13 protein-coding genes are annotated in these 15,447 nt (G+C 70.3%); 7 read left to right on the top strand and 6 right to left on the bottom strand.

Going from position 1 to position 15,447, the window contains the following annotated elements; translation table 11 throughout:
- Positions 1–6 precede the first annotated feature (6 nt).
- Positions 7–1,863 (top strand): glycoside hydrolase family 15 protein, encoded by a 1,857-nt coding sequence (locus AC6JA9_RS00305; RefSeq protein WP_223749453.1) that lies wholly within the window; start codon positions 7–9, stop codon positions 1,861–1,863.
- A 92-nt stretch (positions 1,864–1,955) separates the two neighbouring features.
- A complete protein-coding gene (locus AC6JA9_RS00310; protein WP_497958906.1) occupies positions 1,956–3,143 on the top strand; it encodes an L-dopachrome tautomerase-related protein in 1,188 nt (395 codons plus the stop codon).
- Between the two features lie 54 nt (positions 3,144–3,197).
- On the opposite strand, the gene AC6JA9_RS00315 is transcribed toward AC6JA9_RS00310, so the two are convergent.
- Positions 3,198–3,632: a DUF6209 family protein gene (locus AC6JA9_RS00315; RefSeq protein ID WP_141327666.1), complete on the bottom strand. Its 435-nt coding sequence runs from the start codon at positions 3,630–3,632 to the stop codon at positions 3,198–3,200.
- A gap of 133 nt (positions 3,633–3,765) precedes the next feature.
- Between AC6JA9_RS00315 and AC6JA9_RS00320 the strand changes: the two genes are divergently transcribed.
- The gene (locus AC6JA9_RS00320) at positions 3,766–4,896 is read left to right on the top strand and encodes an App1 family protein phosphatidate phosphatase (RefSeq protein ID WP_497958907.1); all 1,131 of its coding nucleotides are present in this window, start codon (positions 3,766–3,768) and stop codon (positions 4,894–4,896) included.
- A gap of 327 nt (positions 4,897–5,223) precedes the next feature.
- On the opposite strand, the gene ppk1 is transcribed toward AC6JA9_RS00320, so the two are convergent.
- On the bottom strand, positions 5,224–7,380 hold the full coding sequence (gene ppk1 / locus AC6JA9_RS00325) for a polyphosphate kinase 1 (protein WP_223749447.1): 2,157 nt from the start codon (positions 7,378–7,380) through the stop codon (positions 5,224–5,226).
- Positions 7,381–7,563: 183 nt separating this feature from the next.
- On the opposite strand from ppk1, the gene AC6JA9_RS00330 reads away from it, so the two are divergent.
- The 3 genes from AC6JA9_RS00330 to AC6JA9_RS00340 all read left to right on the top strand — a co-directional run bounded on the left by AC6JA9_RS00330 (position 7,564) and on the right by AC6JA9_RS00340 (position 10,415).
- Entirely contained in the window at positions 7,564–8,097 is a 534-nt protein-coding gene (locus tag AC6JA9_RS00330; protein WP_497958908.1) for a hypothetical protein, read from the top strand.
- Positions 8,098–8,160: 63 nt separating this feature from the next.
- Positions 8,161–8,649 carry a Fur family transcriptional regulator gene (locus AC6JA9_RS00335; protein ID WP_223749445.1) on the top strand — a complete coding sequence of 163 codons (489 nt, stop codon included), beginning with the start codon at positions 8,161–8,163 and terminating at the stop codon, positions 8,647–8,649.
- 224 nt (positions 8,650–8,873) lie between these two features.
- On the top strand, positions 8,874–10,415 hold the full coding sequence (locus AC6JA9_RS00340) for a sensor histidine kinase (protein WP_223749444.1): 1,542 nt from the start codon (positions 8,874–8,876) through the stop codon (positions 10,413–10,415).
- Positions 10,416–10,421: 6 nt separating this feature from the next.
- Here AC6JA9_RS00340 and AC6JA9_RS00345 read toward each other — a convergent pair whose 3' ends face one another.
- From AC6JA9_RS00345 to AC6JA9_RS00360, 4 genes are all read right to left on the bottom strand, one after another.
- Positions 10,422–11,327, bottom strand: coding sequence for an MBL fold metallo-hydrolase (locus AC6JA9_RS00345; protein ID WP_497958909.1), 906 nt, complete (start codon positions 11,325–11,327; stop codon positions 10,422–10,424).
- Positions 11,328–11,482: 155 nt separating this feature from the next.
- Positions 11,483–11,962 carry a cupin domain-containing protein gene (locus AC6JA9_RS00350; protein WP_223749442.1) on the bottom strand — a complete coding sequence of 160 codons (480 nt, stop codon included), beginning with the start codon at positions 11,960–11,962 and terminating at the stop codon, positions 11,483–11,485.
- A gap of 117 nt (positions 11,963–12,079) precedes the next feature.
- Positions 12,080–13,015: a TIGR02266 family protein gene (locus tag AC6JA9_RS00355; protein WP_497958910.1), complete on the bottom strand. Its 936-nt coding sequence runs from the start codon at positions 13,013–13,015 to the stop codon at positions 12,080–12,082.
- 69 nt (positions 13,016–13,084) lie between these two features.
- The gene (locus AC6JA9_RS00360; protein WP_223749440.1) at positions 13,085–14,437 is read right to left on the bottom strand and encodes an RtcB family protein; all 1,353 of its coding nucleotides are present in this window, start codon (positions 14,435–14,437) and stop codon (positions 13,085–13,087) included.
- A 397-nt stretch (positions 14,438–14,834) separates the two neighbouring features.
- Here AC6JA9_RS00360 and AC6JA9_RS00365 point away from each other — a divergent pair, with 397 nt between their 5' ends.
- On the top strand, positions 14,835–15,176 hold the full coding sequence (locus AC6JA9_RS00365; protein ID WP_194869587.1) for a hypothetical protein: 342 nt from the start codon (positions 14,835–14,837) through the stop codon (positions 15,174–15,176).
- Positions 15,177–15,447 lie beyond the last annotated feature (271 nt).

Genomic DNA, 15,447 nt, shown 5'->3' on the forward strand with positions numbered 1-15,447 from the left:
GTGCGCATGGGGGTGGGAAGAAAGGCGGTGGCGGGGGATTCGGTTCCCATCGAGGACCACGGCGTCATCGGCGACCTGCGCACGGTGGCGTTGATTGGGAACGAGGGCACCATCGACTGGCTGTGCTACCCGCACTTCGACAGTCCCAGCATCTTCGCGTCGCTGCTGGACCCGAAGAAGGGCGGCCACTGGAGCATCCGCCCCGAGCGGGACGGCGTGCTGCGCAAGCAGTTCTACTGGCCGGACACCAACGTGCTGGTGACGCGCTTCTACACGGCGGAGGGCGTGGGGGAGCTGGTCGACTTCATGCCCATGGAGCACAAGGGCATCAAGCAGGTGCGCGAGGTCATCCGCCGCGTGCGCGTGGTGCGCGGTGAGCTGTCGTTCGAGATGGAGTGCTTTCCGGCCTTCAACTACGCCCGGGACTCGCACCAGACGCACCTCATCGGCGGAGGGGCGGCCTTCGAGTCGAGCTCGCTGCAGATGACGCTGTCGTCCTCGGTGAAGCTCGAGCGGGCGGAGCGGGGCGTCACCGCGCGCTTCAAGCTCAAGGAGAACCAGTCCGCGGTCTTCTCGTTGCGCGAGGGCCTGCGCAAGTCGTGCGAGGACCTGGTGCACGACCACGCGTCCTCGGAGTCGCTGTTCCGCGACACGGTGGACTACTGGCGCCACTGGCTGTCGAGCTGTCAGTACACGGGCCGCTGGCGGGAGACGGTGCAGCGCTCGGCGCTGGCGCTCAAGCTGATGACCTTCGAGCCGACGGGGGCCATCGTCGCGGCGCCCACGTGCAGCCTGCCCGAGTCACCCGGTGGCAGTCGCAACTGGGACTACCGTTTCTGCTGGCTGCGCGACGCGGCCTTCACCGTCTACGCGTTCCTGCGCATCGGCTTCAAGAAGGAGGCGGCGGCCTTCATGCGGTGGGTGGAGGCGCGGTGCGCGGAGCACGGGGACGGGCCCCTGCCGCTGATGTTCTCGCTGGACGGCAGCCCGGTGCCCCAGGAAGAGGAGCTGTCGCACCTGGAGGGCTACGGCGGCGCCAGGCCGGTGCGCATCGGCAACGCGGCGGCGGACCAGCTCCAGCTGGACATCTACGGCGAGCTGATGGACTCGGTGTACCTGTCCAACAAGTACGCGGCGCCCATCTCCTACGACTTCTGGATGCACCTGCGCCGGTTGGTGGATTGGGTGTGCGAGCACTGGAACCAGCCGGACGAGGGCATCTGGGAGATACGCGGAGGCCGGCGGCACTTCGTGTACTCGAAGCTGATGTGCTGGGTGGCGCTGGACCGGGCCATCCGGCTGGCGGACAAGCGCAGCTTCCCGGCGGACCGGGCGCGGTGGCTCGCGACGCGTGACGCCATCTTCGAGGAGATCATGGTCCAGGGCTGGAGCGAGAAGCGCGGCTCCTTCATCCAGGCCTATGGGAAGGACACGCTGGACGCGGCGAACCTCTTGATGCCGCTGGTCTTCTTCCTGTCGCCGGTGGACCCCCGGATGTTGTCCATGCTGGACCACCTGCGTCAGCCGCCGTCGCAGGGGGGCCTCGCGTCGGACGGGCTGGTGTACCGCTACGACGTGGAGGCGACGCTGGACGGCATCCCCGGCAGCGAGGGGACGTTCAACCTGTGCAGCTTCTGGTTGGTGGAGGCGATGACGCGGGCGAACTCGGCGCGGCCGGACCTGCTGGAGGAGGCGCGGCTGATGTTCGAGCGGATGCTCGGCTACGCCAACCACGTGGGGCTGTACGCGGAGCAGACGGGCATGGGGGGCGAGTCGCTCGGCAACTTCCCCCAGGCGCTCACCCACCTGTCGCTCATCAGCGCCGCCTACAACCTGGACCGGACGCTGGGGCGCAAGGACTGACGGCGAAGAGAACCACTCGTCGTCGGCCTCCGTATTGAGGGAGAGTGACCCCCCACCGCGTCTGGTGGGTGTCCCTCTCCCCAATCCCGCTCATGGCCGAACCGACCGTCTCCGCTCCCTCGTCGTCCCCCGCACCTCGCGCGCTCGTCGCCCGGGGGCTCAAGGCCGTCATCGCCGTGGTGGGCCTGGTGGCGCTCGCGCTGGTCGGGGTGCGGCTGCGCTACGGGGGAGGCGAACCGTACCCGGACGTGACGGGCATGCCCCTGCTCCCGGACAGCGCGCTGGAGGAGGTGGTGCGCAGCCCCGAGCCCATCGGCAACGTCGCGGTCTCCTCCACGGGCCGCGTCTTCTACACACTGCATCCGGAGAGCCGGCCCCAGGGCGCGAAGCTGTTCGAGTGGGTGGACGGCAAGGCGGTGCCTTTCCCCTCGGAGGCGGTGCAGGCGCGGCTGTTCGACACGGTGCTCGGCATCACCATCGACCGGCGCGGCTGGCTGTGGACCATCGACCACGGCAACCACGGGCTCGGTGTCCCCCGGCTGCTCGCCTTCGAGCTGGCCACCGGCCACCTGGCGCACGAGTACGACGTCCCGCCGCAAATCGCCCCGCCGGGCTCGTTCCTCCAGGACCTGCGCGTGGACGCGCGCGGCCAGACGGTGTTCATCGCGGACGTGGGCTTCTGGCGGCGCTCCCCGGCGCTCATCGTCCACGACGTGGCGACGAAGGAGTCGCGCCGCGTGCTGGAGAAGCACGACGCCGTGTTCCCCAAGGACTTCATCATCCGAAACCCCATCAAGGACATGGTGTTCTTCGGGGGGCTCGCCGCGCTCAAGTGCGGCGTGGACGGCATCGCGCTGGACCCCAGCGACGAATGGCTGTGGTTCGCCGCGATGAACCACGACACGATGTACCGCGTGCGCACCGCGGACCTGAAGGACCGCGCGCTCGATGACGAGGCCCTCGGCACGCGCCTCCAAGCCGTGGGCAGAAAGCCGCTCAACGACGGGCTCAGCGCGGACACCGAGGGCAACGCGCTGGTGACGGACGTGGAGCACGGCGCGGTGCTGCGCATGAGCCCGGATGGACGCCTGGAGACGCTGGTGAAGTCCCCGCGCCTGCGCTGGGCGGACGCGCTCAACCACGGGCCGGACGGCTGGCTCTACGTGGCCGACAGCGCCATCCCCCACCACATGCTCCAGTCCAAGGCACACATCGCCGCGAACGCGCCGTACTTCATCTACCGCTTCAAGCCCGGCATCGGCGGCATCGCGGGCATGTGAGCCGCCAGGCAAGGCGGGCCCGGAGCTCGCGCGGCCTCCGGGCCCCCTCGCGAATCACTGCACGTTGAAGTGGTAGTTGTTGCCGAAGTTGGAGTCCCACGCCTGGCAGCCCCAGCGGCTGGTGTTCTCGAACCAGATGGCCAGGTCTCCGCGCGTGTTGAGCGGGATGGACGGCGCGGGCGGGTTGGGCGTGGAGGAGAACCCCGCCACCCAGAAGCTCTGCACCGGCCCGTTGTTGAACTGGTAGTGGCCCGTAATGGTCCACCCCGGCGTGGTGGCGTTGATGTTGCCCCGGCACTGCGTCAGGCGCGACACGTCGAAGACGATGCTCGCCGTGGCGCCGAAGGGCAGGGGGTTGGATGACGCGAACACGTTCCAGCCCTGCGAGGGCGACTGGAAGGTGATGCTCGGCGTGGACTGCGACCAGGCCACCGAGGCGACGAGCAGGGAAGCGGCGGCCAGCAACCAGCGGACATGACGACGCAGCAAGGCGTGACTCCTTGTCGAGTGGGGGACGGCACCTGGGATACGGAGCGCGCCCGCGACCTGGCGCGCGGCTTTGCTCCGCCTCGGGCCCCGGAGTCTTCTACAGTCCCCCCTCCCACTCCTTACGCTCCGCGCCATGGCCGACTTCAGACCCGCCTTCTACCGACTCGCCGTCCGCGTCGACGCCCGCTATGACGCAATGAGCCGGAGCCTCCGCCGCTCGCTGGGCATCGCCCCGCCGCTGCGCATCCTCCCGTACCGGGGCCACGGCACCCCCGAGCGCGCGGTCATCAAGGCGCGCGTGCTGGAGGACCGCCACATCCAGCCGCAGCAGCGACGCCACACGGTGTGGAGCAGCGCGGTGGCCTCCTACAAGCGCTACATGACGCGCGAAATCGCCGGCGCGAAGGTGGCGGTGCGCTGGGGCGACAAGCGCTGGGAGGGCACCACCGACGAGGAGGGCTTCCTGGAGCTGTGGGTGCCCCCGCCCGAGGGCGTGCGCTCGGGCTGGCACATGGTGGAGCTGGAGCTGCTGTCGCCCGAGCCGGAGGGCGTGCCGCGCGTGGCCGCCCCCGTGCGCGTGGCCGGGACGAGCGCGCGCTACGGCGTCATCAGCGACATCGACGACACCGTCATCGTCACCGGCGTGACGGACCTGCTCAAGCGCGCCTGGGCCCTGTTCCTCACCGAGCACCGCGTGCGCCTGCCCTTCCCGGGCGTGGACGCCTTCTACGCGGCGCTCCAGGCGGGCGCGGACGGCCAGGGCGACAACCCCATCTTCTACGTCTCCAGCAGCCCCTGGAACCTGTACGAGCACCTGGACGAGTTCCTCGCCCTGCACCACATCCCCACCGGGCCGCTGCTCCTGCGCGACTGGGGCCTGTCCAGCACGGGCTTCGCCCCCGGCGGCGGCCACGGCCACAAGCTGGAGAAGATTCGCGGGCTGCTCACGGACCTGGACCACCTGCCCTTCATCCTCATCGGCGACAGCGGCCAGGAGGACGCCGAGCACTACCGCACCATCGTCCGCGAGTTCCCCGGCCGCATCCTCGGCGTCTACATCCGCAACGTGCCCGGCCACCCCCGCCGCGCCCGGGAGCTGGAGGCCATCGCCGCCGACATCCGCGACGCGGGCAGCCAGATGCTCGCCGTGGACGACACCACCAGCGCGGCGCGTCACGCCGCCCGCTCCGGGTGGATTCAGTGGAAGGAGGTCCTCGAGGTGGAGGCCCACCGCCGCGAGGACTCCGAGCGGGACCCGGGGTGAGTCAATTTCAGCTCTGGCGGTAAATTATCGTTAAGGCTTGAATTCGGACCTGCAACTGTGGCAGAGGCGCGCCTGATTCTCCGGTCTTTCCTCTGTTTCCACACCCCTGAAGGAAGCGAGGCCCCCGTGGCCAGCAGGTCCATTCGTTTCGCCGGACGCTCCCCGCGTTGGTACCGGGTGCGCGCCATCGCCCGGAGTCCGAAGCCCCCCAGGCTCCTCTCCTGCGCCCCGCGCGCGCGCCCACGCCCTCCGGCGCGCCCTCCGCGCGGCAAGGCCCGGTGCTCCTGGTGGACGGCGAGGTCCACCTCGGCGCGCTGAGTCGGGGCCTCAGGGCAGGGGACGGGCCCCGGGGAACTGGGCGGCCCGCGTGGCGCGCTCCATGATTTCGCCCTGGGCCCAGCGCTTCTCGCCGCCGGCCGGTGGCACCAGGCGCTTCCAGGTGCCATCGGCTTGCAGCTCCCACGCGTGGGTGTTGTCCGCGAGGCTGCGCTCCAGCGAGTCGCGCACCTGTGCGGCCAGCGTGGGGTCCTCCACCGGCGCGAGAATCTCCACCCGGTGGTCCAGGTTTCGAGGCATCAGGTCCGCGGAGCCGATGTAGCAGCGCAATTCCTGTCCCCGCTCGAAGAGGTACAGGCGCGCGTGCTCCAGGAAGCGGCCCAGCGTGGACACCACGCGGATGTTCTCGGAGACGCCGGGCACGCCCGGGCGCAGGCAGCAGATGCCGCGCACGTTGAGGTCCACCTTCACGCCCGCGCGGGACGCGTCGTAGAGCGCGCGGATGATGATGGGGTCCACCAGCGCGTTCATCTTCATCTGGATGCGCGCGGGGCGCTCCAGCGTGTGCGCGACGACGGTGGCCTTGATGTGCTCGAGCAGCCCCTCGCGCATGGTGAGCGGCGCCACCAGGAGCTTGCGGAAGCTCTTGGGCCGGCCGAAGCCGGTGAGGTAGTTGAACAGGTCCGCCACGTCCGCGCCGATGTCCGGGTCCGTGGTGAACAGGCCCATGTCCGTGTAGAGCCGGGCCGTCTTCGGGTTGTAGTTGCCCGTGCCCACGTGCACGTAGTGCCGCACCCGCTCGCCCTCGCGCCGCACGATGAGGATGGCCTTCGCGTGCGTCTTGAGCGACGGAATCCCATACACCACGTGCACGCCCGCCTCTTCCAGCGCGTTGGCCCACTTGATGTTGGTGCGCTCGTCGAAGCGCGCCTTGAGCTCCACCATGCACACGGCCTGCTTGCCGTTCTCCGTCGCGGTAATCAGCGCGGGCACCAGCGGGGAGCTGTCCGACGTGCGGTACACCGTCTGCTTGATGGCGAGCACGTCCGGGTCCGCCACCGCCTCCGTGACGAAGCGCTCCACCGACGAGCCGAACGAGTCGTAGGGGTGGTGCACCAGCAAATCCCCCCGCCGCATCGCCGCCATCACCGTCGTCCCCTCGGGCGCGTCCGAGTCCGGGCGCAGCCGGGGCTGGGTGACGGGCGTCCACGGCGGGTCCTTCAGCTCCGGGAAGCCGGGCGCGAAGGCGATGGCCTGCAGGTCCCCCAGGCCCAACAGCCCCTGCTCCTCGTACACCTGCCGCGACTCCAGCCCCAGCGCCTCCACCAGCGGCTCCAGCAGCTTGGGGCTCATCCCCGCCTGCACCTCCAGCCGGATGACGTCCCCGAAGCGCCGCTGCCGCAGCTCCGTCTCCACCGCCTTGAGCAGGTCCTCCGCGTCCTCGGACACGGTGAAGTCCGCGTCGCGGGTGACGCGGAACAGGCTCCAGCTGAGCACCTCCATGCCCGGGAACAAATCTCCCAGGTGCTGGGCGATGACCTCCTCCAGCGGCACGAAGACGTTGTTCTTCAGGGGCAGGAAGCGCGGCAGCAGCTCCTTGGGCACCTTCACCCGCGCCACGCTCTCCTCGCCCGCGTCCGGGTCCCTCAGGAGCACCGCGAGGCTGAGCGACAGGTTGGAGATGTACGGGAAGTGTCGGCCCAGGCCGATGGCCAGCGGCGTGAGCACGGGAAAAATCTGTTCCTTGAAGCGCTGGTCCACCTGCGCGCGCTGCTCGGCGTCCAGGTCCTTGGCGGAGAGGATGCGCAGGCCCTTCTCCGCGAGCGCGGGCCGCAGGAGCTTCTCGAAGATGGCGCTGTGGCGCTTGCTCTGCTCGAAGATGCCCTCGTGCAGCTTGTCCAGCGTCTGGCCCGGGGACGCGCCGTCGGGGACCAGCCGGGCCACGTTGCCGCGCACCTGCTCGTGCAGGCGGGCGACGCGAATCATGAAGAACTCATCCAGGTTGCGCGCGTAGATGGCCACGAACTTCAGCCGCTCGAGCAGCGGCTCGTCCGCCGACTCGGCCAGTTGGAGCACCCGGTCGTTGAAGGCCAACCAGGACAGCTCGCGGTTGAAGAAGAGCCCCTCCTCCGGGTCGGTCCCCGCGGGCAGGACGTCTCGCTCCAACGGCTTCTGGGTGCTGCGTCCGGCGGCCCCTCGCTTCGCCATCTCTCACGGCTCCTGGGTTCCTACCTCGGCGGGGGATGTAGCAGGACGGCAACCCCCGGATTGTGAACTTCCGTGTCACGAAGGGCAGCCCCTCCACCCCCGATGTAAGGCCTGGGAAGGCGCCGGGCAGGCGTTACCGGACAGGACGCGTGGAGTTTCTTGCATCCGGGCTGTTGGAACGGCATGTCAGTCGACGTGAGCCCGACAGAGAACCCGCCGAACGCCGCCCTGGTTGCCGAGCCAACGGATTCGAGCAACCTCTTCACGGCCTTCCAGAAGGAAGGCAAGGCCTCCACGGGCCGCTGGGCCGTGGCGCTCGTCGCGGCCCTCATCCCCGTCACGCTGGCGGTGGGCTTCTGGGGGCTGGCCCGCGAGCAGGAGAACACCTTCCGCGTCGTCACGCCCCATGGCTTCAAGTCCATGCATGGGGGCATGACGTCGGACCAGGTGGTGGCGCTCCTGGGCCGGCCCATGACGCGCGAGCAGGACGCCACGGGCGCGGACTGCTACCGCCACGGCACGCCGTCGATGGAGAAGGAGTTCTTCCTCGTCTATTCCGTCTGCTACCAGGACGGGAAGCTGAAGGACGTGAAGCAGCAGAAGTTCTCCGCCTGGTCCGTGGACCCGGAGACGGGCAGCTTCGAGGCGCCCTCCGGTGGCGAGGCCCCGTCCTCCCCCGCGCAGGCGCCCGCCGCCCCGGGGACGACCCAGGGCTGAGCGCCCACGCCCGGGGTGTCGCCTGACTGGACGTGAAGTGCGACCCAGTCGCATGATGCGGCCATGCGTCGGGCGTCTCATCCATCCATGCTGGGCCCCGAGGGGCTGAACCGTGCGCTGGAGCATCTTCGCGCCTTCGTGCGGCGCAAGGGGCTCAAGAGCTCGCTGGTGCGCGAGTCGGTGGCTCGCGCGGCGTTGGAGCACGTGGGGCACTTCACGGCGGAGGAGCTGGTGCGCTCCGTGCGGGAGCGGGGCGCGGAGGACGTGCACCCGGCCACCGTCTACCGGGTGCTGCCGCTGCTGGTGGAGGCGGAGCTCATCCACCAGACGCTGGTCTCCGGCGGCGAGGGCCAGCGCTACGAGCGCGCCTTCGAGCGCGAGCACCACGACCACATCATCTGCTCCTCGTGCGGCAAGGTGGTGGAGTTCCACTTCGAGGCCATCGAGCTGCTCCAGAACGACGTGGCGAAGAGCCTCGGCTTCCGGCTCACCGGGCACATCCACGAGCTGTTCGGGGTGTGCTCGGCTTGCGAGCCCCTCGCCAGGACGTGAGCCGGCGCCTCCCGGATGGACGGCCCCGGGCTTCTGTGCGACTGATTCGCAAGATTGTCCCCAGCATCGATGCTGACGCTCCGTTCATGGATGGGCTCTCCCACGTGAGTGATATCCGGAGCCGCTGAGACTGTTCACGCGTGAGCGCGTCGGCGCTCCTCGGGTGGGGGTGTAGGCGCGACCTGCGTGTCCTCACCTTAGGGCCTGTCCGGAGGGGGGCGGGTGTGGGGCGGCCGTGGACGTTCTTCCAGCGCGTGGGCGCTGGTTTCATCGCGGCCCTGCTCGTCGCGCTGGTGCTGACGTGCACGTTGGCCGTGGAGCTCGTGTCCGCGCGCTCCAATCGCAGGGCGAACCTCCTGGCGATGTCGATGGACCGGCTGGAGGTGGAGCGCCTGCGCAGGGCCTTCACCGACAAGGTCTCCAGCGAGCGGAGCGTCGTCCTGTCCGATGACGCGTTCTTCGCCGAGGACCGGGTGCGCTCTCGCGAGCGCTTCATCGTCACGCACGAGCGGCTGGTGTCTCGAGGGGTGACCCCGCCCGCCGCGGCGCTGCTCGCGTCGGTGCTGCGAGCGGAGCAGGAGCACGAGCAGGCCGTGCGGGAGTGGGTCGCCATCCACGCCACGCGCGCCGCGCACTCACGACGCGAGGCCCTGTTCGAGGAGCGGGCCCGGGACACACGGCTAGCCACCTACGCGACGCTCCAGCAACTCTCGACCCGGATGGAGTCGCAGGTGGGCACGAGCCTCCAGTCCGTGGTGGAGACGGACGAGCAGGTCCTGCTGCTCTCCCTGGTGACGATGAGCCTGGTCCTCGTGCTGGCCGCGACCTCGGGGGGACTGTTGCTGTCCCGGCTGCCACCGCCACGTGTCGAGGCCAGCCCCCCGCGAATCAAGCCGCGCGCCGAGAGCGTGCAGGCCGCGAATGGCGTCTCGGAGAGAGTCGACGAGGCCGCGCGTCCACGCACCAGGGCCGGCACCTTCTTCTTCGCGGAGGCGCTCATCGACTCATTGCTCGACGAAGACAGTCCCTCGCGCGGTGAGGCCGCTAGACCCGGCGATGGCTCCAAGACCCCACCGCGCGGAAGCCCGGAGGTGGACCCCCGGGCCGCGCTGACGGTGGAAGAGGCCACGCTCCGCAGCGACGCGCACGAGATGATGGCGCGCATCGGCGTGAGGGCGCACGACCTGGGCATCCCGTTCGACACCTTGCAGTGGCTCCTGCGCGGCCTGGAGCGGGTGGACCCCTCCTCGGAGCCGGACCGCGTGAGGGACGGAGTCGGCCGTGCGCTCGAACAATCCCGCCGCCTGGGTCAGTTGCTCTTGAACCTGTGGGACGTGTCGAGCCAGCTCACGGGTCGCCAGGTCGCGGAGCCGGTGGACCTGTCACACCTGGCGCGCGAGGTGATGGAGCGCTTCACCGAGTCCGCGACACGGGCAGGCAGCCCGCTCCTCTTCGACGCGGAGCCGGGGCTCGTGGGGCGATGGGACCGACTGGGCTTGGAGCAGGTGCTGACCCACCTCATCTCCCACGCGCTGGAGCTCGGAGCGGGGCACCCGGTGCGGCTCCGTGTCGAGCGCGTGGGGCGCACCCGCGCGCGAATCGTGGTTGAGGGCATGCCCCTTCCCGACGGTGGCGCCGGGCTGGGCCGCCACCTGGTCCAACAGTGGGTGGACGCCCACGGAGGCACCCTGCGCATGGAGGGCACCGCCACCTGCACGGTGGAGCTGCCGCTGCTCGAACAGCCCCTGGAATCGACCCCCGCCTGAGTCCCCTCAGAACGGGTGGACCTGCTGCTCGGGCGGCGTGACGAACGCGCGGAAGGCGGAGGTCTCCGTGTGCTTCTCGCGCGACTCCAGCCGCTCGAACTCCAGCGAGTCGTGCGCGCAGAACACCGTCACCTCGTCCCCGTGCAGGCGCTTGAGCTGACGCAGCCGTCGCTGGTTGTGCAGCCGCATGGGCCGGTCCTTCTCCATGAGCCGTTGATACGCGCGCAGCCCCGGCGTGCAGCGATAGCGCCCCGAGTCCATCTCCCCGTGGAAGAAGTACGCGTCGCCCGCGTGCAACAGCCACCCGCTCCCCGAGCGCACCGCCACACCCGCGTGCCCCAGCGTGTGCCCCACCAGCGGCACCAGCAGGATTTCGGGCGGCAGCCCCTTCAGGTCGCGCACGCAGTCGAACCCGAACCACCGCTCACCCACCTGTCCCGTGGGGTACGTCACCCAGTGCGACTCGTGCATCCACTGCTCGGGGCGGTAGCGCTGCCGGTCCAGCGGTGACGTCCGCGCGGTGGCCGCCAGGTACTCGTCCGCGAGCAGGTGCACGCGCGCATGCGGGAAGTCATCGAGCCCACCCGCATGGTCGAAGTCGAGGTGGGTGAGGACGATGTCGCGCACGTCCTGCGCCTTGAAGCCCATCCGCTCGATTTGCCGGATGGCCGTGGCGCCCTCGTGCAGCTGGGGCCGACACAGCATGTCCAGGAAGAGCGGGCTCTGACGGACCTGGGGATGGAGCACGTCCTGCAGGCCGAAGCCGGTGTCCACGAGGATGAGCCCGTTCGCTCCCTCCACCAGCAGGCAATGGCAGGTCAGCGCCGCGGGACCTCGGAAGCCCCGGCGCCCGTCCATGAGGCGGCCCCCGGGTGGACACAGGGTGGTGCAGTTCAGGTGATGGATGCGCATGCCGACACGTCCCAGGCCGCGAGGCCGCTCGAGTCCGTGTCTAAGGTGGGACGTGCTTCACGGACGAGGAGCCCGGGCTGCTCGCCGCCTGGAGCGCTCGCTCGTCCGGGAGACCTGCGGCCATGAGCCCGGCGCACCTCACGGGCGACCGGCCCCTACAGGTGCTCCAGTGGGTCCGCCGTGCGCTCCTCGCGCACGTTGCCCGTGTGGAGCGTGGAGGCGGGCTCGAAGAGCAGCACGTGGACCTCCTCCTCCGCCACGGGCCGATGCTCCACGCCGCGCGGGATGATGATGAGCTCGCCGGGCGCCACCTCCACCGTGCGCTCGCGCAGCTCCATGCGCAGCTGGCCCTGCAGCACGAGGAACAACACGTCCTCGTGCTCATGGTGGCGCCACGCACACGGGCCCGACAGCTTCGCCAGCCGAACGTGCCGCCCGTTGAGCTCACCGATGGGCCCGTGCTCGGAGAACAGCGCCAGCTGCTGCGCCAGGTTCACCTTGTCGACGGACGGCAGCGAGGGCGCGTCGCCCACCTGCTCACCGTCCGCCACGTTGGCGGGCTCCACGCGGCGGCGCGAGTCCCACCGGGGCGGGCGGGCAACGGGGACGGTGGGGCTTCGGGTGGGCGCGCTCATGAGGACGAAACCTTTGCATCCTCCCCATGGGATGTCTGTCTTCATCCCCGGGCATTGCCTCTCACGGACACCCCGCGCCCGCTGGGGTTGGGTATCCGACGAAGCGAGGCCGCCGCTTCAGTCGGGATAGAACATCGGGTCGCGCGTGGTGACGAACGAGGAGATGACGGACGCGACCTCCTCGGGCAGGCCGGTGAACTGCACGCCCACGCCCGGCATCAGCTCCGGCATCTTCGGGTTGGCCTCGCGCACCCAGCGCACCACGCCCGTCACCTTCATGGGGCGTCCACCGGGCAGCGTGAAGTCCAGCTCCACCTGCGTGCCGCGCGGCACCGCGTCCACCGTGGCGATGAAGACGCCGCCCTCGCTGATGTCCATCGAGAAGCCGGTGAAGAAGTTGGAGTCGCTGCGCATGTCGATGGACGTGTGCATGCGCACCCGACCGTTGCGCCGCGCGTCCGCGCCCTCCGAGCCGGAGGTCCTCGAGGGCGCCGAGGGCAGCGGCTGTCCCTTCTCGCGCGCGGCCTGGGCCGCCTTCGCCAGCTCCGCCTGCCGGGCCTTCGCGGCCTCCTGCTGACGTGCCTTCTCCCGCGCCTGGGTGGCCTCCTGCTGCTTCAGCGCGGCCTCCGCGTCCGTCACCGCGCGCGCCACCCGGGCCGTCTGCTCCTGCTGGATGCGCAGCGCCGCCTGCACCTCCACGCCCATCCGCTTGCGCGCCTCCAGCGCCTTCTCCCGCGCCTCCAGCGCCTTCTCCCGCGCCTCCAGCGCCTTCTCCCGCGCGGCCTCCACGTCGAGTGAGGGCACGGAGGATGCCTGGAGCCTGGACGCCTGCTCGCCCAGCTGGGGGTCGGCGTCGGGCTCCTGGTGGGCGCGGGCCAGCGCGGCGCGCACGGCGTCCAGACGGCTGGAGAGCAGGGCCGCGTCGGCCAGGGCGCGCGTCACCTGCTCGGCGAGTCGGGACTCCTGGGTGGACAGCTCGCTCTCGGCGCGAGCCAGCTCGGCCTCACGGAGGCCCGAGGCGGGCGCGCGGGAGGCAGGGGACGACGAGGTCATGTCGTGGGACTCCGGAGGGGGGCCACTGTAGCAGGCCCCCCGGAAAGTCCACGTGCCACGGCGTGTGGGTCAATCCGCGCCCTTGATGCAGGCGACCGGCTTGAGTCGGTGCGCCACCCGGGCGAGCCCCGCCATCTCCACCGTCTCCAGCACGTCATCCAGGTTCTTGTAGCAGGGGCCGGACTCGTCCAGCGGTGTCTGCCGGGTGTTGAGGATGATGCCGGCCTCGGCCATGCGCGCGTCGGTGGCGTCCTGCTTCAGCACCCGCCGCGCCTCGCCTCGGGACAGCCGCCGCCCCGAGCCGTGGTTCACCGAGTAGATGGACTTGGACGCGCCCTCCTCGGCGAAGAGGATGGCGCTGCCGGTCTCCATGGAGCCGGGAATCAGGATGGGGTGGCCGGTGCCCTCCCAGGCCGTGCGCTTGAGCGCGGGGTGGCCGGCGGGGAACGCGCGCGTGGCGCCCTTGCGGGCCACGAACCTGCCGGCCTCCTTCTGGATGAGGTTGTGCGAAATCTCGTAGTAGACGCTCGCCGTCCCGCCGAACACGTCCTCGAGCGCGGCGCACACGGCCTCGCCGATGATGAGCCGGTTGGCCACGGCGAAGTTGGCCGCCATGTTGTGCAGGTTCCAGTACTCGCGGCCCAGCGCGCTGTCGGCGTCCAGCCACACGAAGTCCTCGCTGCGGCTCTTGAGGCCCAGGTGCGCGGCGCCCTGCACGAAGAAGTGCTTGGCGATGTTCCAGCCGAAGCCGCGGCTGCCGGTGTGGAGCATCACCCAGACGCGGCCGCTCTCGTCCACCTGCATCTCGGTGAAGTGGTTGCCGCCGCCCAGGCTGCCCAACTGCCCGCGCTTCTCGTAGGCGCGGTCGGGGATGTCCACCCGGTCATCCTCCACGGGGATGAAGTCGCGCTCGGTGACGGCGGAGCCCCGGCCCAGGGCCTTGGCGCCGTGGCGCACCACCTCCGCGAACGAGCGGTCCGACACCCGGCGCTGGTGCTGCACGCGGCTGGCGCCCACGCCCACGGCGATGCGGCGGGTGACCTGGTCGATCCACTGGCGGCGCTTGACGGGGTCGGCGACGTCCTCGGCCATGAGGGAGGTCTGCAGCTGCACCATGCCGCAGCCGATGTCATAGCCGGCGGCGGTGGGGAGCAGGACGCCGTCGGTCTCCACGACGGTGCCGATGGGCACGCCGTAGCCCACGTGACAGTCGGGGGTGACGGCGACGCGGGTGACGCCGGGGAACGACGCGGCGTTGACCACCTGGTCGAAGACGGTGTCCTCCAGCCCGGGGACCTCGGGGCCCTCGCCCCACAGCAGCTTGTCCGAGAGGAACAGGTCCGCGTCGACCCGCATGCTCTTGGTCTTGGGCAGGACGTAATGGCCCTCGGCGGCCTTCTCCAGACGTTGCTTCCAACTCATGGCTTTCCTCCCCGGACAGGGGTGAACACGCGCGAGCGACGCAAACGTCCGGAACAAGCTGACCGTCCGGACCGGGTACGCCAGGGACCACCGAGGATGCGGGTGGAGCGGGCGGGAAGGCGAGCGAAATCCGGGGGTTTCCCTCGGGAGGAGCGGGGCGCGACGCGGCGCGTGGGATGGGCCTGCCCCGGACCTGGGGACGAGGTGAGGGGGGTGGTGTTGTTGCCGTGCGGACGCCCTGGACGCATCCTGGTGGGGTGGTGCGGCGGGTGCGCGCACACGCGGACGTCCGAGCGAAAGTCGGCTCGCGTGCGAAGCGCGGCGATTGGATCGGCTCGGGGCTTGCCGCATTCCCTCGCCAGTCCCATCCATTTCCCATCCAGGTAGGGGGTGGGTGATGGGTTTCCTCGGCGGGGTTTTCCTGGCGATGGCGTTGCAGGCGGTGCCGGCGGATACGGTGGCGGGTCCGGTGTTCAATCCGTCGATTTGCGCCAAGAAGCGGGTGGACGCGTGTGGTTGTCACCACGTGTATGGGATTCGGCACTGCCACCCGAACCGGAAGGGTGAGCACTGCGAGGCGCCGGTGAAGGCGCAGGTGTCGGAGGAGAAGGCGGAGGCGCAGGCGGCGGTGGAGGGCCGCGAGCCGGAAGCCACGCCGACGGAGCAGGTCCAGCCTGTCCAGGTGCAGCCGGCTCCCGAGAAGAAGCGCTTCGACCCGAAGAAGTCCGTGCCGATGTGAGGCGGGACGGGCAGGGCCTCCGGACGTGAGGCCCTCCCCCGCGTCCAGTGACGGTGAGCCAGGAGGCTCGGGCCCGTGGGGCTCGAGCGGTCCGGCGCGGCTGTGCGCGTACTCGGGGTGGGACGGGAGCTCGGGCGGTGGAGTGCTCCAGTGAGTCCGACTCGTGAAGGGGCTCCGGAGTGCGCCGAGGTCCAGGTCCGCCCGATGTGGAGAACTTGTGGAGCGCGAGCGGACCTGAAGCCGCGATGTCGCGAGCGTGCGCATCCGCATG

It is taken from the genome of Myxococcus sp. MH1 (assembly GCF_059738865.1).

Excerpts from the sequence above, each read along its gene's own strand:
- AC6JA9_RS00305 (WP_223749453.1), top strand. The coding sequence starts at position 7 with ATGGGGGTGGGAAGAAAGGCGGTGGCGGGGGATTCGGTTCCCATCGAG.
- AC6JA9_RS00310 (WP_497958906.1), top strand. The coding sequence starts at position 1,956 with ATGGCCGAACCGACCGTCTCCGCTCCCTCGTCGTCCCCCGCACCTCGC.
- AC6JA9_RS00320 (WP_497958907.1), top strand. The coding sequence starts at position 3,766 with ATGGCCGACTTCAGACCCGCCTTCTACCGACTCGCCGTCCGCGTCGAC.
- ppk1 (WP_223749447.1), bottom strand. The coding sequence starts at position 7,380 with ATGGCGAAGCGAGGGGCCGCCGGACGCAGCACCCAGAAGCCGTTGGAG.
- AC6JA9_RS00330 (WP_497958908.1), top strand. The coding sequence starts at position 7,564 with ATGTCAGTCGACGTGAGCCCGACAGAGAACCCGCCGAACGCCGCCCTG.
- AC6JA9_RS00335 (WP_223749445.1), top strand. The coding sequence starts at position 8,161 with ATGCGTCGGGCGTCTCATCCATCCATGCTGGGCCCCGAGGGGCTGAAC.
- AC6JA9_RS00345 (WP_497958909.1), bottom strand. The coding sequence starts at position 11,327 with ATGCGCATCCATCACCTGAACTGCACCACCCTGTGTCCACCCGGGGGC.
- AC6JA9_RS00350 (WP_223749442.1), bottom strand. The coding sequence starts at position 11,962 with ATGAGCGCGCCCACCCGAAGCCCCACCGTCCCCGTTGCCCGCCCGCCC.
- AC6JA9_RS00355 (WP_497958910.1), bottom strand. The coding sequence starts at position 13,015 with ATGACCTCGTCGTCCCCTGCCTCCCGCGCGCCCGCCTCGGGCCTCCGT.
- AC6JA9_RS00360 (WP_223749440.1), bottom strand. The coding sequence starts at position 14,437 with ATGAGTTGGAAGCAACGTCTGGAGAAGGCCGCCGAGGGCCATTACGTC.
- AC6JA9_RS00365 (WP_194869587.1), top strand. The coding sequence starts at position 14,835 with ATGGGTTTCCTCGGCGGGGTTTTCCTGGCGATGGCGTTGCAGGCGGTG.